We start from the raw sequence: 254 nt of genomic DNA, 5'->3' as shown, positions 1-254 counted from the left end.
GAATGAATGTGTGCAAATGAGCATTGAAATTGACCCACGCGAAATTGAACTTAACTTGTTAGATCATTTAAAAGGGTTAGGGTTTAACCGTCTTAGCTTTGGTTTCCAAGATACTAATCTTAAAGTGCAAGAAGCAATTAATCGTGTACAGGATAGTGACTTTGTTGATCAGTTAATTAAACGCGGACGAAGCTTAGGATTTGAATCGATAAATTTAGACGTTATTTATGGTCTCCCCCATCAATCAGCTGAAC

1 protein-coding gene is annotated in these 254 nt (G+C 36.6%); it reads left to right on the top strand.

Annotation, left to right across the window (positions count from 1 at the left end; all coding sequences use genetic code 11):
• Window positions 1-16: 16 nt before the first annotated feature.
• Window positions 17-254 (top strand): radical SAM protein (locus Q4528_RS14835; protein ID WP_368506732.1); only part of this gene is annotated, 238 nt, incomplete at its 3' end.

The sequence above is a fragment of the Staphylococcus pasteuri genome (assembly GCF_030547725.1).
Classification (GTDB): Bacteria; Bacillota; Bacilli; order Staphylococcales; family Staphylococcaceae; genus Staphylococcus; species Staphylococcus pasteuri.
Note: the sequence above shows the minus strand (reverse complement) of the source record. Positions and strands in the feature narration are given on the sequence as shown.